At 34.5% G+C, this 20,898-nt stretch carries 19 protein-coding genes; 7 read left to right on the forward strand and 12 right to left on the reverse strand.

The annotated features are described in order from the left end of the window. Position 1 precedes the first annotated feature (1 nt). The 5 genes from GJV85_RS04745 to GJV85_RS04765 are packed head-to-tail and all read left to right on the forward strand — an operon-like array spanning position 2 to position 5,936. Positions 2 to 2,098 carry an STT3 domain-containing protein gene (locus GJV85_RS04745; protein WP_207562725.1) on the forward strand — a complete coding sequence of 699 codons (2,097 nt, stop codon included), beginning with the start codon at positions 2 to 4 and terminating at the stop codon, positions 2,096 to 2,098. A gap of 4 nt (positions 2,099 to 2,102) precedes the next feature. Next, the gene (locus GJV85_RS04750) at positions 2,103 to 2,693 is read left to right on the forward strand and encodes a sugar transferase (protein WP_207562726.1); all 591 of its coding nucleotides are present in this window, start codon (positions 2,103 to 2,105) and stop codon (positions 2,691 to 2,693) included. Further along, entirely contained in the window at positions 2,693 to 3,097 is a 405-nt protein-coding gene (locus tag GJV85_RS04755; protein ID WP_207562727.1) for an acyltransferase, read from the forward strand. Before GJV85_RS04750 ends, GJV85_RS04755 begins: the two co-directional genes overlap by 1 nt. Then, entirely contained in the window at positions 3,094 to 4,194 is a 1,101-nt protein-coding gene (locus tag GJV85_RS04760; protein ID WP_207562728.1) for an aminotransferase class V-fold PLP-dependent enzyme, read from the forward strand. Before GJV85_RS04755 ends, GJV85_RS04760 begins: the two co-directional genes overlap by 4 nt. A 47-nt stretch (positions 4,195 to 4,241) precedes the next feature. Continuing rightward, on the forward strand, positions 4,242 to 5,936 hold the full coding sequence (locus tag GJV85_RS04765; RefSeq protein ID WP_207562729.1) for a UDP-N-acetylglucosamine 4,6-dehydratase family protein: 1,695 nt from the start codon (positions 4,242 to 4,244) through the stop codon (positions 5,934 to 5,936). Positions 5,937 to 5,939: 3 nt separating this feature from the next. Here GJV85_RS04765 and GJV85_RS04770 read toward each other — a convergent pair whose 3' ends face one another. From GJV85_RS04770 to GJV85_RS04825, 12 genes are all read right to left on the reverse strand, one after another. Further along, positions 5,940 to 6,833: a glutathionylspermidine synthase family protein gene (locus tag GJV85_RS04770; protein WP_242689834.1), complete on the reverse strand. Its 894-nt coding sequence runs from the start codon at positions 6,831 to 6,833 to the stop codon at positions 5,940 to 5,942. Continuing rightward, positions 6,826 to 7,404: a Cj0371 family chemotaxis-regulating polar lipoprotein gene (locus tag GJV85_RS04775; protein WP_242689835.1), complete on the reverse strand. Its 579-nt coding sequence runs from the start codon at positions 7,402 to 7,404 to the stop codon at positions 6,826 to 6,828. The genes GJV85_RS04770 and GJV85_RS04775 overlap by 8 nt, the downstream gene beginning before the upstream one ends. Beyond that, entirely contained in the window at positions 7,405 to 7,851 is a 447-nt protein-coding gene (locus tag GJV85_RS04780) for a hypothetical protein (RefSeq protein ID WP_207562731.1), read from the reverse strand. It abuts the gene before it with no gap. Then, positions 7,848 to 8,279: a hypothetical protein gene (locus GJV85_RS04785; RefSeq protein ID WP_242689836.1), complete on the reverse strand. Its 432-nt coding sequence runs from the start codon at positions 8,277 to 8,279 to the stop codon at positions 7,848 to 7,850. The genes GJV85_RS04780 and GJV85_RS04785 overlap by 4 nt, the downstream gene beginning before the upstream one ends. After that, positions 8,279 to 11,539 carry a carbamoyl-phosphate synthase large subunit gene (gene carB, locus GJV85_RS04790; protein ID WP_207562733.1) on the reverse strand — a complete coding sequence of 1,087 codons (3,261 nt, stop codon included), beginning with the start codon at positions 11,537 to 11,539 and terminating at the stop codon, positions 8,279 to 8,281. Before carB ends, GJV85_RS04785 begins: the two co-directional genes overlap by 1 nt. A gap of 75 nt (positions 11,540 to 11,614) precedes the next feature. Then, the gene (locus tag GJV85_RS04795; protein ID WP_207562734.1) at positions 11,615 to 12,364 is read right to left on the reverse strand and encodes a MipA/OmpV family protein; all 750 of its coding nucleotides are present in this window, start codon (positions 12,362 to 12,364) and stop codon (positions 11,615 to 11,617) included. Continuing rightward, a complete protein-coding gene (mreC, locus tag GJV85_RS04800) occupies positions 12,361 to 13,122 on the reverse strand; it encodes a rod shape-determining protein MreC (protein ID WP_207562735.1) in 762 nt (253 codons plus the stop codon). Before mreC ends, GJV85_RS04795 begins: the two co-directional genes overlap by 4 nt. Continuing rightward, positions 13,115 to 14,152: a rod shape-determining protein gene (locus GJV85_RS04805; RefSeq protein ID WP_207562736.1), complete on the reverse strand. Its 1,038-nt coding sequence runs from the start codon at positions 14,150 to 14,152 to the stop codon at positions 13,115 to 13,117. The genes mreC and GJV85_RS04805 overlap by 8 nt, the downstream gene beginning before the upstream one ends. Before the next feature lie 9 nt (positions 14,153 to 14,161). Continuing rightward, a complete protein-coding gene (clpX, locus tag GJV85_RS04810) occupies positions 14,162 to 15,406 on the reverse strand; it encodes an ATP-dependent Clp protease ATP-binding subunit ClpX (RefSeq protein WP_207562737.1) in 1,245 nt (414 codons plus the stop codon). Positions 15,407 to 15,447: 41 nt separating this feature from the next. Then, positions 15,448 to 16,233 (reverse strand): acyl-ACP--UDP-N-acetylglucosamine O-acyltransferase, encoded by a 786-nt coding sequence (gene lpxA, locus GJV85_RS04815; protein ID WP_207562738.1) that lies wholly within the window; start codon positions 16,231 to 16,233, stop codon positions 15,448 to 15,450. A 10-nt stretch (positions 16,234 to 16,243) separates the two neighbouring features. Then, a complete protein-coding gene (gene fabZ / locus GJV85_RS04820) occupies positions 16,244 to 16,687 on the reverse strand; it encodes a 3-hydroxyacyl-ACP dehydratase FabZ (RefSeq protein ID WP_207563133.1) in 444 nt (147 codons plus the stop codon). 52 nt (positions 16,688 to 16,739) lie between these two features. Beyond that, on the reverse strand, positions 16,740 to 17,822 hold the full coding sequence (locus tag GJV85_RS04825; RefSeq protein ID WP_207562739.1) for an epoxyqueuosine reductase QueH: 1,083 nt from the start codon (positions 17,820 to 17,822) through the stop codon (positions 16,740 to 16,742). Positions 17,823 to 17,972: 150 nt separating this feature from the next. Here GJV85_RS04825 and GJV85_RS04830 point away from each other — a divergent pair, with 150 nt between their 5' ends. Together GJV85_RS04830 and GJV85_RS04835 are read left to right on the forward strand one after the other, a co-directional pair. After that, positions 17,973 to 18,854: an ABC transporter substrate-binding protein gene (locus GJV85_RS04830; protein WP_207562740.1), complete on the forward strand. Its 882-nt coding sequence runs from the start codon at positions 17,973 to 17,975 to the stop codon at positions 18,852 to 18,854. A 36-nt stretch (positions 18,855 to 18,890) separates the two neighbouring features. After that, positions 18,891 to 20,852, forward strand: coding sequence for a putative bifunctional diguanylate cyclase/phosphodiesterase (locus GJV85_RS04835; protein ID WP_207562741.1), 1,962 nt, complete (start codon positions 18,891 to 18,893; stop codon positions 20,850 to 20,852). Positions 20,853 to 20,898: the final 46 nt, after the last annotated feature.

The following is a 20,898-nucleotide window of genomic DNA, read 5'->3' on the forward strand; positions in this document are numbered from 1 at the left end:
AATGTTTGACATAAAAAAAGAAAATATAGATTTAAAGTATGCACTACTGCTTATAGTAATCGCATATACATTTAGTATAGCTATTAGAATGATTTGGGTATATCAGTTTAGTGGTGCTGATAGTTTTTACTGGAATAATCAACTTATGATTAATACAAATGATGGCTATATATGGGGGAGTAGTGCTCTTCATGAGTTAACAAATGAATTTGAAAATAATTCTAGAATTGTAGATATGTTTAAATATGGAACTGTCTTTTTTACATATTTAGCAGTAAAAATTCTACCATTTAGTCTAGATACAATCATGCTTTATATGCCCGCTGTAATTTCTAGTTTAGTCGTAATTCCAATCATTTTAATTGCAAGATTATATAATCTTACTCTATGGGGTTTCTTTGCTGCTCTTATTGGCAGTATTGCTTGGAGTTATTACAATAGAACAATGATAGGATACTACGACACCGATATGTTTAGTGCAATGGCACCTATGGTAATACTCTATTTTCTAATTAAAACAATCGAAGATGAAAGTTTAAATAATGCACTTTTTTCATCCTTATCGATATTAGTTTACCCATTTTTATATGATGCAGGCTTATCTATCGTATATGCAATAGGCTTGTTATATATGGCTTATATGATTGCATTTCATAAGAAAGAGTATTTTACATATCAATCTATTATATTAATATCAGTGGCACTAATGGGTATTGCATGGTTTATTAAATTAGCAATTATTTTTGGGCTTTATTTTTTATTTAAAAATAGAGAGTTTCCATTAAAGCAGCTCATTATAGTGTCAATTATATCTGTAATAGTTTTCTTAATTAGTGGAAATGTTGTTTCAATCATTTTAGCAAAAATAATAGGTTATACAGTTCGAGGAAATGAAAATGAAGGCTTGAAGTTTTTTCAAGTTGCTCAAACAGTTAGAGAGGCTGGAAAGATCCCCTTTGAAGTAATGGCTAATCGTATTAGTGGGAGTAGTCTAGGTGTTATTATATCTTTGATAGGTTATGGTTTACTAGTTTTAAAACATAGACCATTTATACTTGCCCTTCCTCTAATTGGTATAGGTGTATTTTCTCTTTTTGGTGGACTTAGGTTTACTGTGTATGCTGTTCCTGTTGCTGCTATGAGTAGTGTTTACCTTTTTTATGTTTTGGCTAGTTTTACACAATCAAATATTAGAAGATATGCATTAGTTATTACTTTAACTGCGTTTATGCTTTACCCAAATATCAAACATATAGTTGAATATAAAGTGCCTACTGTCTTTAACAAATCAGAAGTACAAATTTTAGATAAACTGAAGTCTGTTTCAAGTACTAAAGATTACACTATAGCTTGGTGGGACTATGGCTATCCTCTTTGGTATTATACAAATACAAACACACTAATTGATGGTGGAAAACACAATCATGACAACTTTATAGTATCTCAAATTCTAACAGCTGACTCTCAAAGACAGGCTGCAAACTTAGCAAGACTATCTATAGAGACTTATGTATCAAGTGAGTATAAAATTGTAGCGGATGAAATATTTAAAAACAAAATGCAAGAACAAATAAATCCAAATATAATGTTGGACGAACTAATGTTAAGTGACTTTAAGTTACCTCAAAAAACAAGAGATATTTATCTGTATCTTCCCAATAGAATGCTCAATATATTACCTACTGTTTCACTGTTTTCAAATTTAGATTTAATGACTGGAGAGGCAAAAGAAAGACCTCTTTTCTTTATTTCAAGAAATTTTAAAGATACTGGAACTACTATTAATCTTGGTAGTGGTCTTACTATCCTAAAAAATCAAGGAAAAATAGAGATAGGGAAAAATCTAGTTAGTATAAATAACTTTGTCGTTACTGCATATGATAATAAAGGTAAATTTACTAAGAACATACAAAAGTTAAATCCAAACTCAAATATTAATGTAATATATATGAAGAATTATAATCAGTTCTTAGTTCTTGATAAAAAAATGTATAACTCTCTGTTTATTCAACTTTTTGTTTTAGAAGAGTATGACGGATCTTTTTTTGAGCCTGTTATACTTAATCCATTGGCAAAAGTATATAAACTTAAGGTTTAATAGTATGAAAAGAGTGCTTGATGTTATTCTATCTTTTTCTTTAATATTATTGTTATTACCTATTTATATTATTGTGGCATTATTAATAAAAGTAACTATGGGCTCACCAATATTATTTAAACAAGCTAGACCTGGCTTTAATGAAGTTTTATTTTATATATTTAAGTTTCGTACAATGACAGATGATAGGGATATAGAAGGCTGTTTATTGCCAGATGAGAAAAGGTTAAAAGGAATAGGTAAGTTTATAAGAAGTACATCTTTAGATGAACTTCCCCAACTTATAAATGTATTAAAAGGTGATATGAGTTTTGTAGGACCACGACCTCTACTTGTTGAATATCTTTCTCTGTATAATGATGAGCAAAAGAAACGCCATAGTGTTCTTCCAGGTATAACAGGATGGGCACAGGTTAATGGTCGTAATGCAATTAGTTGGCAAGAGAAGTTTAAATTAGATATTTGGTATGTAGATAATCACTCTTTTATTCTTGACATAAAGATACTTTGGCTGACTTTCTTAAAGGTTATAAAACGTAGTGATATCTCTTCAAGCTCAGCTCAAACAATGGAAACATTCAAAGGAAATGAATAATGCAAGATGAAGATCGTTTTAATGATTGGAAAAAACCTGAAATTGTTGAAGCTCAACCAACTAAGTACAACTGGATAGTACAAAATAAAGCTGGTTTAGAGTTAGGATATAAAACAGATATTGGAGCATTTTCATATATAAATGCAAAATATGGTGTAATTATCGAAGATTATGTTCAAGTAGGTTCACATTGTTCTATCTATTCAGTTTCTACAATTGATAATAAAACAGGAAGAGTTCACATGAAAGAAAACTCCAAAATTGGAAGTCACTCTACAGTACTACCTGGGGTCACAATAGGAAAAAACTCTATAGTTGGAGCACATAGTTTAGTATTGTCTGATATACCAGATAATGTTATAGCCTATGGCGTACCCGCAAAAGTTATGAAGGAGTTATATTGAGAGATAGAATTTATTTGTCATCTCCACATATGAGTGGTAATGAACTGAAGTACATAGAAAAAGTATTTGAAAGCAATTATATTGCACCATTGGGTGAGTATGTCGATAAATTTGAGCAGAGTGTGAAAAACTATACCGGAGCTAAAAATGCACTTGCTGTTATCAATGCTACATCTGCAATACATTTAGCATTAAGAGTTTTAGGTGTAGGAGAGGGTGATGATGTACTTGTGTCTACTTTCACATTTATAGGCTCAGTTACTCCAGTACTCTATCAAGGTGCAAATCCCGTCTTCATTGATAGTGATAAAGAATCTTGGAATATGTCCGCTAAACTTTTAAACAAATACTTATTAACATGTGATAAAAAACCAAAAGCTTTAATCCTTACACATCTCTACGGTATGAGTGCTGATATAAAAAAAATAACTGAGATTTGTAAACTTCATGGAGTATTTCTGATAGAAGATGCGGCAGAGTCTTTAGGTGCGACATATGACTCTCAGCATACAGGCACTTTTGGTGACCTAGGTGTTTACTCCTTTAATGGTAATAAAATTCTAACAACTAGTGGTGGTGGAATACTAGTAAGTGAGAATAAAGAGTATATAAAAAAAGCAAAGTATTATGCCACACAAGCTAGGGAAGATGAGATCCATTATGAGCATCTAGAATATGGATACAACTATAGAATGAGTAATGTTTTAGCTGCTATAGGTGTAGCCCAAATGGAAGTGTTAGAAGAGCGCGTAAATAAAAAAAGAAAAATATTTGAATGGTATAAAGAGTTTTTAGCTGATAATGATAATATTGAGTTTATGTCTGAATTAGACAATAGTCGAGGTAATAGATGGCTGACTGCACTTAGGCTTAAAAATATAGACTACCATGATGTTATAGAAGCTCTTAATAAAATAAATGTAGAGAGTCGTCCTCTTTGGAAACCTATGCATATGCAAGTACTATTTAAGGATTCAAAAAGTTATTTAGATGGTACGAGTGAAAATATATTTGCAAACGGCATCTGTTTGGCGAGTAGTACGACAATGAGTAAAGATGATGTAAAAGCTATTTGCGAAGTGATATTGTGCTGCTAAAACCAAATATATTAAATAGGAAGTTATTTTTTATACTTTCAGATATTATGACTATTATAATCTCAACAATCATTGCATTTAATTTAAGGTTTGATTTTGAGATACCAGAAAAGTTTATTGCTTCTATCATCTCTATCACACTATTTTTAATATTTCTGAGAGTCTCCCTGTTTTCTTACTTTAAAGTTTATAACATTAGTTGGAGACACTTTGGTTTTAAAGATACCTATAGTATTGTTTATCTAAGTGTTTTTTCTACTTTCTTACTTATAGTCGTAGTTATTTCTTTGAAAAATGTAGAGATTATTATACCTAGATCCATTATAGCCATTGAGTTTTTTATATCGCTTGTGATGTTTTTAGCAGTTAGGATAAGTAAGCGTTTGTACCTAGAGAGACATAGTGTGAATATAAATGGAAAAAGTACAATAATAATCGCAGATATTGATAGGGCAAATAATATTTTACGTGCTATAAATACTCAAAGTAGTGACTATTACCCAATAGCAATTATTAATGAAGAGTATGAAGATGTTAAGATGGATGGTATTGAAGCACATTCATTTGATGAGTTTATTAAACTCGGCCTAGAGTGTGAAGTGGCAATAGTTGATGAAGCGATTGAAATAAGTACAATATTTGATAAATTAAATAAACAGGGTATCTCTAATATAAAGATATCGAGTGGTTATGGAGACTACGGTGCTCAAATAAACGATGTCTCAGTAGAAGACCTCCTTGCTAGAAATCCAAAGGATTTAGATAAAGAAAAAATATCTTCTTTTATTCAAGGTAAAATTATTTTAGTGACTGGTGCTGGTGGAAGTATTGGTAGTGAGATATGTAGACAGTGTGAACTTTATGGTGCAAAAAAATTAATATTGCTTGATAATAGTGAATATAATTTGTACTCAATTGAAGATGAGATAAACAATATTGAGACAGTAGCAATAATGCAGAGTGTGGTAGATAAGGACTCTCTAGAGCAGAGCTTTAATCTTCATAAACCAGAGTTAGTAATTCATGCAGCAGCGTATAAACATGTTCCACTTGTAGAAGCAAATGCAAATGCCGCTATAGTGAATAATATCATAGGTAGTAAAAATATCATCGATACAGCAATAAAGTATGGTGTAAAAAAACTTGTTATGATATCTACTGACAAAGCAGTGCGACCAACAAATATTATGGGTACCACTAAACGTATTTGTGAACTTTATGCTCAAAACTCTAATGGTAATGGTACAGATATCGTAGCTGTGCGTTTTGGTAATGTACTAGGTTCTAGTGGAAGTGTGATACCTAAGTTTAGAGCACAAATAAAAAGTGGAAAAAATATCACAGTAACACATCCAGATATTACTCGCTACTTTATGCTTATCCCCGAGGCTTGCGAGTTAGTGCTTCAAGCGGGAGCAATTGGCACGGGTGGTGAGATATTTATCTTAGATATGGGTGAGCCTATTAAGATAGTTGATTTAGCAAAAAAGATGATAGAACTAAGTGGTAAACCAAATATAAACATAGAGTTTACAGGTTTACGTCCTGGAGAAAAACTTTATGAAGAGTTACTAATAGATGATAGCGACGCTAAAACTGAATATGAGTCTATTACCGTAGCAAAACCAACCCTTTATGACATAGATACATTAAACAGAGACATTGATGAGTTGATACACTCACCAAATCAATTGGAAAAATTAAAAGAGATAGTTCCAGAGTTTAATCATCAAACTAATTAACGACTAAACTAAAGTGTGACCTATAAATTCATTTGATTCATTAATAAAACCCATTCCACATGCTTCATAAGCAAAAAAGACGTTTGCCTGAAACTCTGTTGGCTCGACGTCATCTTTAAGGTATTCTGAGTCTGGATAGAGTTTTTTGAGTACTTTGAGTATTCCTTTGGCTTCAAATACGGCAGTATATGCAGGATTGAGAATGATTGCTTTTTGATTATTCATTATATCCGTTAAAGTTGTTAAGAGCTCTGGTTCATTATAGGACATCTCTTCCCATCTATAGTGTTTATACCAGTACTCATACTCATTATCTTTACTATCACTGATGCCATTTTCACCAAACTGAGTATTTTCAAGGTACTCAAAACCTGTATTAAATCCAGCTTCTTGCGCCATCTGTTGTAAAAACTGTACGGCTTTTTCATCATCCTCATTATCACTGAGGGAGGAGAAGAGAATACTCCAACCATCATAAAGAGACTCAAATTTATCTGTATCGTCAAAAAGAGTGATAAGTCTTTTAAAGTTTTCACTTATTTTTTTGTAAACCTCGTTAAACTGTTTTTTTTCATCGATGCCATTTACTTTTAGCGTTTCATACTGCTCTAGAGCTATTTCATAAAGGTAAGACGGGGAATCAGCATTAAAGCCAAGAAGTTCTATATTTTCATTAAAACTAAACGAGCCATAGATATGCCAATGAACATCACTCTCCCAGCTTTTTTTTATAACTTCGACAAGGTTAAAAGGGATGCCTACATCAAAAAAAAGGTCATTTTCTATGATGTGCTCAACTGCTTCTACGTACATGTCATAGAGCTCATTGGCTGCTTCGTAGTATTCTTCAGCTTTGTTTACTTCTAGTTGATAAAGATTGTTAACTATTTTAGCCACCGAAAAATCCACCACTTCTTGAGCTTGAACTACTTTTTGAGCTACTACCAAAAAAGCTTTTTTTACCTGAACTTTTTGAAGCTGCCGCCTTTCCTGCTGCTGAGCGACTATAGGCACTTCTATTTGTAGAGGCTGAGTTTCTAGAAAAACTTTTGTTGTTCATAAGAGCATTACCAATCATGTTACCCATTAGTGAACCAGCTGCTACTGCAAGTATAGTTCCGGCGAGCCCCATTCCTGCACTTCCAGCTCCATCTCTTAGTGTTTCAGACGTTCCGCTCTGAACTTTTTGATACTCTTGTTCAGCAAGTGCTTTCATCTCTGCTTCGTTCATAAAACGCTCAACTATATGCCCATTTTCATCTTTTTCACGGATGATAGCACGAGATGGACCATCTGTTGGCATCTCTTCAACAACGACATACTTACCATTTGTCTGTTGTTCTATCACTAAAAACTTGTTTTGTGCTTGTTGTTCTTGTGGCGCTTCACAGCCTGTTAACGCACTCATCATTAAGACACTACTACTTCCTAAAACAATTCTGCTTGCAGTTTTAAATATGTCACTCATTTAATAATCACCTTTTAAATTTTTTTTATCAAAAGTCAGTACTTTTTTTAATTTATAGTCGTAAAACGTAACTTCTTTTCTACCATTGTAAATAATATCACCAGTATAGGTATATTTCTTTGTTTGTAGCAAAACATTATTTTTCATTAACATAATCTTCCCTACTTGATTTCCTATTGAAAAAATAAGAGTTGAGAGAGACAGTGCAAATAAAGTTCCTAAAATAGCGAGAGCTATTTTATTGCTAAGATAAATAGTTATATATCCAAGTAGGATTGAAAATGTAATAAAAACAAAGATATTTTGATGATCGGCAAATAAAATATTATAATAAACTCCTACACTATTTTCATCTGTATAGTGTAGTTTTATACCTAAAAAAAGAAAAAAATCAAGAATAAACGTAAAAAAAATACCACTTAGTAGTGCTTGTACTGCTTTACTCATCGCAACCTCTTTATCTTTTTTAAATTTATTTTATACAAGTTTGATGGCTTACCTTCATATAAACCTTTTTTGTCTTCTATTATTATATCAGCTTTTTCTTCACAAAAATTTCTCTCATAAGCTTTACCACTCTCATTTGCGGAGCTTGAGTTATTCCATGCTATTTTTCTAAGAACAGATGAGTTTAGAGTATCTTGTGCCACTCTAAATGCTCTGTTTTTAACGATAAAGGTAGTTTTCTTGGAGCGACGTACTTTTGATTTAAGTGGGGAGGGAACGCGTATGCTATTTTGTTTCAATGCAGAAAAACTTTTATAGACTTTTATGAAAGGTTTTGTAGTCTCACGTGACTTTATCTCGTATAGTTTTTTCTCATCTTCTGACAAGAAACCGACAGTTGTGTCGGTCTGAATTAATATGACATTCACTATTTTAGTAGAAAGTCTTGGAGTGCCGTTGAAGATGACCATGAATCATCACCCATCTCATCAAGAGCTAAAATAGTTGCTCGAGCAGCGCTAAGCGTTGTGAAGTATGGAATATTACGTCTTAGAACTTCTTGGCGGATAACTACAGCGTCTTTTTTAGACGTATTATTATCTGATGTATTGATGGCCATTGCTATCTCATCATTTTTCATACTATCTTCAATATTTGGACGGCCCTCAGAGATTTTGAGAACTCTCTCACAAGCTATACCAGCTGCTTCAAGAATCTCTTGAGTTCCTTTTGTGGCAACTATTTTAAAGCCATGTTTTACTAAACCTCTTCCTATCTCTGCGGCATGCTGCTTATCTGTATCTACAAATGATAGAAAACAAGTTCCCTCTGTTGGAATTTTATTTCCAGCAGAGAGTTGCGCTTTGGCAAAACTGATGCCAAAGTTTGAACTTATACCCATAACTTCACCTGTTGATTTCATCTCAGGGGAGAGTACTAAATCAGCACCGTAAAGTTTATGGAAAGGAAATACAGCCTCTTTTACTGATACATGACCTTTTAGGTGGGGACGTCTGAGACCATTAGCCTCTTCAACGATATTGTATTTATCATAATATTTCAGCGCATCAACAAGTGCTTCACCCATCATAACGCGAGTAGCAACTTTGGCAAGTGGCATACCAGTAGCCTTAGATACAAAAGGAACGGTACGTGATGCGCGTGGATTTACCTCTATAAGGTAGATTTCATCTTGGTAGATTGCATACTGAACGTTCATAAGCCCTACAACGCCAAGACCAAGCGCGATAGTCTTTGTCTGTTGCTCAACCTTTTCTATCATCTCAGTACTTAAGTTTACAGGAGGAAGTGAACACGCACTATCTCCAGAGTGGATACCAGCTTCTTCGATATGCTGCATAACTGAACCTATATAAACTTCTTTACCATCGGATATACAATCAACATCTAGCTCTATAGCTTGGTCAAGAAATTTATCTATTAAAACAGGGGCTTCATGAGATACAGAAATTGCAAGTGTCATATACTCGGCAAGCTCTTCTTGTGAGTAAACTATTTTCATTCCACGGCCACCAAGAACAAATGATGGACGAACGAGTACTGGAAAACCTAATCTCTCAGCTATTTCAGGAGCTTCTTCTTTTTTACGAGCAAGTCCATTCTCTGGTTGTTTAAGATTATGTCTATTTACAAAGTCGCTAAACTGCTCTCTATCTTCAGCAAGGTCAATAACTGCTGATGTAGTTCCTACTATGTTAGCGCCGATTTTAGTAAGGCTGTCTGCTAGTTTAAGTGGCGTTTGTCCACCAAAGTGAACTATGATACCATCTGGTTGCTCGTTTTCTATAACTTCCCGAACGTGCTCAAAGTCAATAGGCTCAAAATAAAGCACGTCAGAAGTATCATAATCAGTAGAGACTGTTTCAGGATTACAGTTGTACATGATAGACTCTATACCCATCTCTTTAAGTGCAAATGAAGCATGTACACAACAATAATCAAACTCAATACCTTGACCGATTCTATTTGGTCCGCCACCAAGGATAAGAACTTTTTTCTTATCACTTATACGATTTGTTACATTTGGCAGTTTCGTGATGTTGGTAGTTGAGTAAAGGTATGGAGTAAGTGCTTCAAATTCAGCAGAACATGTGTCAACTTCATTAAATTCCACTTGTACTCCAAGTTCTTTTCTTTTTGCATAAACTTCATTTTCACTCACATCTTGATTTGAGTTCTTCTTGATTAACTGAGATATACGCTTATCTGAAAATCCATCTACCTTAAGCGTTCTCATAAAGTCAGAATCTAAAAGAATCTTATCAGTTACTTTTGTTTCCGCTTCAATTAATTCCTGCAACTGATATAAGAACCAATGGTCAATCGCACATGTTTCGTACATCTCTTCAATGCTCATTCCACGGCGAAAGCCTTCTGCTACATAAAGCATTCTATCTGCGTTTGGACGACGGATCTCATGTTTTACTTCTTCTATATCAGCGTCAATCTCATCGAAACCACAGAGTCCAGTCTCAAGTGAACAAAGAGCCTTTTGCATAGACTCCTTAAACGTACGGCCAATCGCCATTACTTCACCAACCGATTTCATGCTTGTACTTAAAGTACTAACAGCCTCAGGGAATTTTTCAAATGTAAAACGTGGAATCTTTGTAACGATATAATCTATAACTGGCTCAAATGACGCAGGAGTTCCTGTGATGTCATTGGTAATCTCATCTAGAGTAAATCCAACGGCAAGAAGCGTTGCAACTTTTGCTATAGGATAACCAGTAGCCTTAGACGCAAGCGCGGAAGAGCGCGAAACTCTTGGATTCATCTCAATTACTATCATGCGGCCAGTTGTAGGACAGATCGAGAATTGAACGTTAGATCCACCAGTATCAACGCCGATTTCTCGTAAAATGTCAAAAGACGCGTTACGCATTCTTTGGTACTCTTTATCCGTAAGAGTAAGTGCAGGAGCAACGGTAATACTATCGCCAGTATGCACGCCCATTGGGTCGAAGTTTTCTATAGTACAAACGATGATACAGTTGTCCGCTTTATCACGGATAACTTCCATCTCATACTCTTTCCATCCAAGCATAGACTCCATAATTTCGATTTCGCCTACTGGAGAAGCGGATAAACCCTCTTGCGCTAGTTTTTTAAACTCTTCCATATTGTAAGCAACGCCAGAACCCCCACCAGCTAGTGTGAAAGAAGCTCTAGAAATTACAGGAAAACCAATCTCTTTAACTACTGAAATTGCTTCATCAACGCTGTATGCGTTAGCACTTTTTGGTAAGTCCATACCAATTTTTATCATAGCTTCATTAAACGCCGAACGGTCTTCACCTTTGTGTATAGCTTCTGGAGTTGCACCTAAAAACTCCACACCCTCGAGCATCCCTTTTTCATACATAGATGTTGCAACGTTTAAAGCTGTTTGTCCACCCATAGTTGGTAGAACTGCATCAACTTTTTCATCTTTGATGATTTTAGCGATAATTTCTTCTTTGATTGGTTCAATATAAGTTCTATCTGCAAACTCAGGGTCAGTCATAATAGTTGCAGGGTTTGAATTGATAAGAACTACACGGTAGCCTAACTCTTTTAATGTTTTAACAGCTTGAGTGCCTGAGTAGTCAAATTCACAAGCTTGACCGATGATAATCGGACCAGAACCTATAAGTAAAATAGTATTTATGTCGGTGCGTTTTGGCATTTTATACCTTTTGAAATAATGTCTTTAAAATTTAGAGATTATAGCCAAAAGGCACTTAATATTTGATGAGAAACTTTAGTACTCAAAGGTATATATTAGAGAAAGTAATCCTGAGTAGATAGTGCTTTCATCTATTAGTGGAGAGTTTTTTGCACTTTGTGGAATTTGGTCTGCTCTTAGGTTTGCTAAAACTGAGAATTTATCATTTATATCATAGTTTATAAATGTTTGAACTCCAATTTGTAATCCACCCTTTGGAGTATAAACGCCATAGGATGTTCTTGCAGCTTCCTCCGCTTTTACACCATAGTAATAGTTTACAAACTCATCAGATTGGTAGGTAAGTATGGCGCTTGGATAAAATGTAAAATCCCCTAAGTTATACTCATCGCCGAGTTCAGCCTTAAGTAGCCAAGTATCATGTCTACTTAGTACATCGCTAAGGGCCATAATCTCTAAATAAGCATCATTATATGAAGCACTAAACGCCACTCCACCCTCAAAAGAATTCTCTCTCTCATCCATACCTATAACGGTAGAAGAGTCACTACTTTCATAACCGAAGGTTCTTGGTTGTGCAGTGAGGGAGAGTCCCCATGAAAACTCCTTACCTTTTGAACCAAGAAAGTACATCCCAAAGCGACTCCATCTTATATAAAAAAGTGAATTATCAAAGAAAATTACAGGGGAGAGTACAAAGATAGCCGCAACATCTTTATATGGTTGCGTTTGAATATATGGACCAAGACCAATAGTGATTTTCTGTTTTGTATCATCCGCATATATATTGAGAACAAATAGTAATAAAATTAGAAGATATTTCATTTTATTTTCCTTATAAGGTGAAAGTAGTTTGGTTTTTGGTCTTGATAGTACTGCTCAATTATGGCGTTTTGATACCCTTGAGAAGACGTAACAGAGAGTACTCTACCAACCTTGAGACCTGCGAAAAATATATTATCAAGTCCAGAGGTAGTCACTTCATCTCCGGTTTTTATTTTAAACCATGTTGGAATAAATTTTACCATTATATTTTTTTCGTTATTTCCGTGCGCTATTCCTGGTGCGTTTTGTTCTCCTACATAAACGGCGTAGGTACTTTTAATGTCACGGTTTAAAACTCCAAGAGCTCTTTCATTCTTTGGTATGACTATACCTGCAACTAGTCCTTGATAGACAAGGCCATATATTTTTGAAGCATTGTAGTCAGGCATATCTATCCATACCCTGTTGAAGTCTCCAAACTTTTGATAAGAGATGCTGCGAACGAGTTCAACATTTGGATTTTGCGATAATGTAGAGTTGTTAATTTTATATATGTCACTTATCTCATTGGTTAACTCTTGAATAATAAGCTTGTTTTTTTCATAATCTTTAAGCTGTTCTTTTTGTGTTTGTATAAGTGAAGCTTGAAAGGTATGTCTATCTATGGCGTCTTGAAAAAATTGAGTTGTGTTATGATAACTTGTTTTTATGTAGTTTAGAGATGAAATAATAGGGGATTGAATAGTTGTATTATAGTAAACTGCACCTATAACAAGGGCAGCTATTACTAAAAAGTAAGAAAATAACTCTTTATTCATTCTCAAAAAGTTCTTGTAGAAGATCTATCTCTTCAAGTGCTCTACCAGTTCCACGCGCAACTGCAAGGAGAGGCTCATCAGCAACAAAAACGGGAATTCTAACTAGGTCAGAAAGGTACTTGTCTAACTGACGGATTAGCGCTCCACCACCCGTTAAAATGATACCATGGTTTACGATATCTCCAGCTAGGTCAGGCGGCATTCTCTCTAAAACGTCACGAAGCGCTTCAGCTATCTCTTTTAGAGGCTCTTTCATAGCGTCTCTTGCATCTTCACTTGTAAGCTCAACTGAACTTAGAAGTCCTTCAACTTGATCTCTACCATTTACTATCATTGAGAGTTCTTCATCTAGAGATACCGCTGTACCGATATTTATTTTGATATCTTCAGCAACGCGCTCACCTATAAGAAGATTATATTTTTTTCTTACAAAGTTGATGATTCCCTGGTCTATTTTATCTCCCGCAGTACGGATTGACTTTGAAAGTACAAGTCCACCAAGAGATACAACACCAATCTCAGTAGTACCGCCACCAATGTCAACAACTAAGTGACCTTGAGGCTCACGAATGTCTACTCCAGCGCCAATTGCAGCGGCCATAGGCTCTTCAATAAGAAAAACTTCACGAGCTCCAGCGCTTAAAGCAGATTCGCGAACAGCTTTTCGCTCAACCTGCGTTAGACCGTAAGGCACGCAGATGATAATACGTGGAGAGATTAAAGAACTTCTTCCATGAGCTTTTTCGATGAACTTACGAATCATCTTCTCTGTCATATCAAAGTCAGCTATAACGCCATCTCTCATAGGACGGATAGCGCGAATGTTACCAGGAGTTTTTCCAACCATCTCTTTAGCTTCATGTCCAACAGCTAAAACGCGCTGTTGCCCATACTTCTCAGTCTTTACGGCAACAACTGATGGTTCATTAATAATAATTCCACGGCCCTTTGCAATTACAATCGTATTTGCCGTTCCTAAGTCAATAGATAAGTCGTTTGAGAAGAGTCCTACTAGTTTATTAAATATCATACTATCGCCTTATGCTGTTTTTTTTGTTGTTTGTTTGATGTAAACAGGCTCTTGCGTCCCTTCTATTACTTCTTTAGTGATAAGCACTTCATATCCAGCATACTCTGGAAGTTCGTACATAATGTCTATCATATTCTCTTCTAGGATAGCGCGAAGACCACGAGCACCAGTTTTGCGTTTAATAGATTTCTTAGCAATTGCAAGAAGAGCGCCTTCTTCAAAGTTTAACTCTACATCATCAATGGAAAAAAGTTTCTTATACTGTTTGATAAGAGAATTTTTAGGCTCTGTTAATATACGAACCATATCATTTTCACTGATCTCGCTAAGTGAAGCGATAATAGGAAGACGCCCAACAAGCTCAGGAATAAGACCATAATGAACTAAGTCATCGGGCTCAACCATGTCGTAAGTTGGTTTTTTCTCATCCTTGCTTTTTTTATCATGTCCAAAGCCTAGTACGTTATCACCTTGTTTGCGTTTGAGTAACTCTTCAAGACCATCAAACGCACCGCCACAAATAAATAAAATATTTGTAGTGTCTATAGCCGTAAACTCTTGATTAGGGTGTTTACGTCCACCTTTTGGTGGAATGTTCACTGAAGAGCCTTCTATTATTTTTAGTAAAGCTTGTTGTACGCCTTCACCTGAAACATCACGTGTAATAGAACGGTTTTCACTCATACGAGAAACCTTATCTACTTCATCTAAAAAGATGATTCCCTTTTGAGCACGATCAACGTCTCCATCAGCTGCTTGAATGAGTTTTGTTAAAATATTTTCAACGTCTTCTCCTACGTATCCAGCCTCAGTCAAACTTGTAGCGTCGGCTATGGCAATAGGAACGTTTAAAACTCTAGCAATCGTTTGCGCCATAAGTGTTTTACCACTCCCCGTTGGACCTATTAGAAGTACGTTTGATTTAGCAATTTCAGTATCGTCATTTTCAATTTTTACATTTTTAAAGATTCTTTTATAGTGGTTATAAACAGCGACGCTTACAAGTTTTCTTGCTCTTTCTTGTCCTATGATATAGTCACCTAAAAAGTTATATAACTCTTTTGGCGTCATAAGTTCACCTACTGTTTCTAGTAGCTCTTCATTATCTTCATCATGCATAGCTTTTTCATCGCCAAACATAATCTTATATGCAGAAACTACACAGTTTTTACATATGTAAACGCCATTTCCAGCGATAAGCGGATTTTTTTCGCTTTCACTTGCATCACAAAAACTACAGTGTCTGTTTATCATGTATCTATTTCCTTAATATTGCTATTTTATATTAAACGCGACTAAACGTTTTTTCTCTCAAATGGAATTCCGCGTTTTGTTTTAAGAACAAAATCACATAACTCTTTTACATAATGACTCTTAGTTGTCTCTAAAATAGTTGTTGCACTATCTTTTAGCGGCTGTCCTGATTCAAAGAGATCTCTATATGCGGATTTTAAATCATTTATATCGTCTCTCTCAATATGTCGTCTAAGCCCGGTAAGATTTAAACCTCTTAGAGATGCACGATTGCCCTCTGCCATACAAAATGGTGGAACGTCCTGAGCTAAAGCACTCGCTCCTCCAACCATAGCGTAATCGCCTATATGAACAAACTGATGGATAGGAGTCATTCCACCTACTACAACGTAATCACCAAGCTCAACGTGACCTGCTAATGTCGCAGCGTTTGCTAAAATGCAGTGATTGCCAATGATAACGTCATGGCCTAAGTGAACATAACCCATAAAAAGGTTGTGGTTACCGATGATAGTTTTACCACCGCCACCTTTTGTACCAGGATTAAAAAGGGTAAACTCTCTAATCGTGTTGTCATCGCCGATGATTAGTTCAACGTCTTCACCATTAAATTTTAAATCTTGTGGAATGGAACCAATAACGGCATGTGAAAATATTCTATTATTTTTACCTATAGTTGTTTTTCCGTAGATACAAGCGTTTTGAGCGATAGTCGTTCCATCGCCAATCGTTGTTTGCGCTGAAATAAAACAAAAAGCTCCTATTTCAACGTTTTCACCAATAATTGCGCCATCTTCAATAACGGCCAGTTGGGATATTTTAGACATCTAATATCTTTTACTTGTCAACTATCATAGCTTTGAGCTCAGCTTCAGAGACGATTTTGTCATCTACGTAAGCTTCACCTTTAAGTACCCAGATAGGTCCCTTGTTCTTGATAACGCTGATTCTATACTCTAGTTTGTCACCAGGTTTTACTGGAGATCTAAATTTTGCTTTATCAATGCTCATGAAGTAAACTACTTTTTTAGCAGCGTCTTCTGGAGACATGTCCATACTTTTAAATGCGAGTAGTCCACCGGCCTGGGCCATTCCTTCAAGTATCATAACACCTGGATATATTGGATGACCTGGAAAGTGGCCTTGAAATATATTTTCACTAATAGATACATTTTTATATGCGATGAGCATTTCATCGTTTACAATATCCGTAACACGGTCGACGAGTAAAAAAGGGTATCTATGAGGTAGTATCTGCTGAATTTCAATAACATCCATAATCATAATAGTATAGTCCTTGATAATAATTTTGTTTATTTTATCTAAAAAAAGATTATATTATGATTAGTTTTTCTTTGACGTCTTCATATGTTTTTGAATCAAGGTTAATCGTGAGTTTCCCATCAGGTATATTCTCAAGCACTATTATGGGACTCAAGTCATAACTTGTGGAGTTTATTTTAGCTCTAAACTCTAGTTCTTTTTCCATCTCTAAAGGTTTGTAAATCATCTCTTTTACGCTTTTGTACTGTGTAGAGTTTTCACGGTTAAAGTAATCAAGCGTAATAAATTTTATCTCATCTCTATTAAAGTAGTGAATGTTTTGAGAGTCAAATTCTATGCGTCCTTGAGCCCTTTTTTTTGGAAGAGTAGAGTAACTAAGGGCATAAGCATCTAAAACATCTTTTTTGCCAAGCGTTACTTTAAAATTAAACTCTCTATAGTTCAAAAATTTTTGTTTAACGATTCTGTAGTTTACATTTTCATCTTCGAGTCTATTTCTGTGAGTATACATTGCTATTCGCTCTTCAATGGAAGCGGGAAGTATGGCATTTGATATTGGGGAGAACATCTCATCCATGAGTCTATCTTGTTGCTCTCTTTGCATAGTTAAACCAAAGATGCAACCACAGTAGTCTTGGCGGTATAACTGCTCCTCTTTTGTAACGCGACTTTGATCTTGTGTTCCTCCACCGGAGCGATAATCAACGGCTATAAACTCAACGCCGTTTTTCTCATAAAATTCATCACCCACGCGTTTGAGTTGCTCTTGTGACTTTAGGGGACTTACAAGCAAGGTCGTAGTGATTTTTTTCTCTCCTAAAGTGAGAGCTTTCTCTGCACTTACACTGAAGCGTTTATCAAAACAGACCTCACAACGTGCTCCTTTTTCAGGCTCTTTTTCAAGTCCACGAACAGCTTGAAGCCAGTTCTCATAATCATATTCACCCTCTAGAAGTTCAATGCCCAACTTATTACAACTTCGTTGTACATCGAGTAAACGCAGTTGGTACTCTGAGTAAGGGTGAATGTTTGGATCATAAAAAAAACCGGTGAGTTTTTCATCTGGATAGTCGTGTTGGAGTTTTTGTAAAAAAAAGTGTGAATCAACACTACAGCAGATATGAACTAACATGAAAAATCCTTGGCATTATATAGACGTAATTATAGGTTAAATATCTTTATATTACTCAATAAATGATATTAAAATACGCCTTTTATTATAAATTAATCTACAAATGAATATGATACTTCTATTAGTAAAATTTATAAACTTGGAATTTTCATGAGATATCGAGTACTTTTATCATTATTTATGTCTGCATTTCTACTAATGTCATGTTCATCAAATGATTATGAAAAACTCGAAATTTCTACAACCACATGGATAGGTTATACACCACTTTTTTATGCTAAAGAGAAGGGTTGGCTGAAGCCATTAAAGATAAAACTACAACATGTAAGCTCACTAAGTGAAAATTTATATCTTTATGATGCTGGTAATTCAGATGCTTATGCTGGAACTCAGTATGAGTATAAACTTCTTGTTAATAAAAAACCGACACTAATGCCAATCATACTTTTTGATCGCTCTAATGGTGGGGATGTTGTTATGAGTAATCTTACTATTTCACAACTAGAAAAAAAAGATGAAATAGATGTATATCTTGAGATGGACTCTATAAATAAGACAATCTTTGAAGATTTTGTTAAGGCATATAACTTACAAAATAAAAAAATTAACTATATTAATAATGATCAAGCTGCTATAGCTGAACTAGATGTGACAAATCTAACAAAACCTACTATAATTGTAACCTACACCCCGTATAATATAAAGCTAAAAAAGCATGGTTTTAAAAGTATCGCCTCGACGAAAGACTCCTTGAAACTTTTAGTTTTAGATGCTTTATATACAACACAAGAGACATACTTTAAGCATGAAGAACAGTTTAAAGAGTTGAAAAAACTCATTGACACTTCTATAGAAGTGTTAGAGAAAAATCCAAAAGAGTACTATAAGGGCATTAAGCCTTATATACTTGATTTAACATATGATGAGTTTACAAAAACAGTAAGTGATATAGTTTGGATAAATAAAGATATATCAAAAACACTAAAAGCAAGAATGAAAGCAGCACACTTTCCAAGTAGTGGACTGCTGTAGTAAATTATGATTACAATTAAAAAGTTTACCCTCATAATGTTAAGTATTATACTTGTTAGTGTATATGCTATTTTTATAAAAAACTATGAAGAGCAAAGAGAAAAAACTGCTAATTTAATTTTAAATACTATCAAAGATGATGTTTCAGAAGTAAGTTATTTACTTTCAAAAAGCATTAAAAATAATGAAAAAATCAATAAGTATAGAGCAATACTTGATAGGACGACCTCTAATAATAGTTTTGTTTCGACAATTATGGTGATAGATGGTAGTGAAGTTTTAATTACAACTAACCCACATAACAATACTGCTCCGAGAAAAGCAGATCTATATTATGATAAATCTCTTACAGATTTTGAATATTTATCGACTCAAAAAGGTCTAGAAGGCAGAATACGTTACTATCAAGGTTCTACTCTTCATGAACTTGAAATAGTATTTTTATTTGATAGTGATGAAATTAAAGAGCTATTTAATGAGACAAAGTTAAGTTTCTTTTTTTATTTTGGACTTTTTCCTATAGTTTTACTTTATCTGTCATGGACAATAATTAAATACTCAATTGTAAAACCTTTAGAAAAACTAAGAGCATATGCATACCATCAAAGTGATATACCAAAAAAATTATATATACATGAGATGGAAGCTATACGTTCATCTATGGTGCAAACATTCTCTAGACTTGATAGGGAACAAAAAGAGTTATATAAAATGGCAAGGACTGATATTTTAAGTGGATTAGCTAATAGGGTATCACTTAAAGAGTATCTTGAGAGGTTAATATTAGATAGTGATTATGATAAAAAAGAGTTTGCTTTTTTGTTTTTAGATTTAGACCATTTCAAAAGTGTAAATGATGAACTTGGTCACTTAGTTGGAGATGAACTACTAACAGTTGTCTCTTCTCGTGTTCAGGAGTTATTACCTGAAAATAGTTTTATTGCACGTGTTGGTGGGGATGAGTTTGTGATAATCTTGCACAATTATGCTTCACTTACTAGTTTAACTTCACTGATGGACCAACTGCAAGGTTGTATAGCTAATCAGTGGATCATTCAATCACACCCTATTCATATAACAAGTAGCATTGGTATCGCTTTTTATCCAAAAGATGCAAGGGATTTGACTACACTGATGCAACACTCAAATGTAGCTATGTATGAGGCAAAGAAAAAAGGGCGTGCACAGTATCATTTTTATACAGAAGTCTTAAATAAAAAGGTTCAAAACACAATTGCTCTTGATAAAGATATGCGTAAAGCACTTGAAAATAAAGAGTATGAACTTTACTATCAACCTAAAACAGATGTAGAGAGTGGACGAATTATTGGTGCTGAAGCACTTATTAGATGGAACTCACCTGATAGAGGTTTTGTTGGACCAAATGTATTTATTCCCTTGGCTGAAGAGAATGGATTTATCATAGAACTTGGAAACTGGGTTTTACAAGAGGCTGTAAATCAGCAGTTAGAGTGGAAGCAAAAGGGCATGGACATTACTATTTCAGTGAATGTTGCAACAAAGCAACTTTTAGATAATGCTTTTGAGTATGTATTTACATCTATAATGGATATGAGTGGCGTTGATCCTAGTAAAATTGATATAGAAATTACTGAGTATCTATTTTTAAAAGAGACACAAAAGAGTTTAAGAGTTTTAAATATGATACATGACTATGGCTCTACAATCTCTTTGGATGATTTTGGTACAGGCTACTCATCACTCTCTTATCTTAAAAGATTTCCTATTGATAACCTAAAAATCGATAAGGTTTTTATGGATGATTATGCAACTGAAGATGGTGCTGTGTTTGTTGAGACAATAGTAAAAATGGGCCAAACATTAAAGCTACATGTAATCGCTGAGGGAATTGAAGAAAAAGAACAGGTCGAATATCTTTCAAGTATTGGGTGTGTAGCTTATCAAGGATATTATTGCTCTAAACCTCTTAATGTAAATGAGTTTGAAAAGTTTTATAAGGCATACCTGACACTCTAATATTTGATGTATGTTAGATTAAGATTTTTTAATATAGAATAGGTGT

Origin of the sequence: Sulfurimonas aquatica (assembly GCF_017357825.1) — a bacterium.
GTDB classification, from domain to species: Bacteria; Campylobacterota; Campylobacteria; order Campylobacterales; family Sulfurimonadaceae; genus Sulfurimonas; species Sulfurimonas aquatica.